At 56.6% G+C, this 1,010-nt stretch carries 1 protein-coding gene; it reads left to right on the plus strand.

All coding sequences use genetic code 11. From position 1 onward, the window contains the following. Positions 1–18: 18 nt before the first annotated feature. Positions 19–1,010: IS30 family transposase (locus tag HGO37_RS26320; RefSeq protein ID WP_250985963.1), on the plus strand; the 992-nt coding region annotated here is incomplete at its 3' end.

Raw genomic sequence — 1,010 nt, forward strand, 5'->3', positions numbered from 1 at the left:
TGGTTTCAGGAGGATGGAATGGCCCGCTCTTTTGTGCAGCTGAGTTTGGACGAACGCCGCATCATCGCACGGATGAATGAGAAGAAGATCAGTCAGGCCGAGATCGCACGCACCCTTCGTCGCGACCGGTCTACGATCTGCCGGGAGCTCCGACGGAATTTCTGGCACGACCGCGAGGTCCCGATTGCGGAAGGATACTGGCACGTCACAGCGCATGGAATGGCGTCTGACCGGCGGCGTAAGTATCGCAAGCTCCTGCGTGATCCCAGTCTTTGTACCGCCGTTATCGACCGCCTCAAGGATGGTTGGTCACCGGAGCAAATTTCCGGTCGGCTGCGGCTTGCCAGTGGCGCAATTGTCCGGCTAAGCCATGAGACAATCTATCAGTACGTCTATTCTCAGGAAGGCCAGGATCTGCAGCTGGGCAGGTACCTACCTGAGCGACGCCGCAAGCGGCGGCCGCGATACGCACGCAAACCCAGAAGCCTCGTCTTTCCAGTCGAATGCGCCATTAGAAACCGGCCTGAAGCCGTCAATGAGCGCAGTGAATTCGGTCACTGGGAGGCTGATTTGATGATCTTCAGAAAAGAACACGGCACCGCTAACATCGCCACCGTTGTCGAACGAACCAGCCGCTATACCCTACTGTTTCGCAACAATGATCGGCGCTCGAAGCCGATCATGAACCAGTTGATCCGGCATCTGGCACCCCTACCCGCCCTTGCTCGACAAAGCCTGACATTTGATCGCGGGCTTGAGTTCGTCTCGTGGCGCGAGTTGGAGCACGGCATGGGAACGACAGCATGGTTCTGCGACCCACAGGCGCCATGGCAAAAAGGCACGGTGGAAAACACCAACAAGCGTGTTCGCCGATATTTGCCCGCAGAGACGATCGTGCTTGAGGTTACCAACCAAGAAATTCGCTCCCTGTGTGATCGACTAAATAACACGCCACGCAAATGCCTGGGGTTTCAGACGCCAAAAGAGATGTTCAGCCGACATATATTGGC

This window comes from Rhizobium sp. CG4 (genome assembly GCF_023701965.1).
Lineage (GTDB): Bacteria > Pseudomonadota > Alphaproteobacteria > Rhizobiales > Rhizobiaceae > Agrobacterium.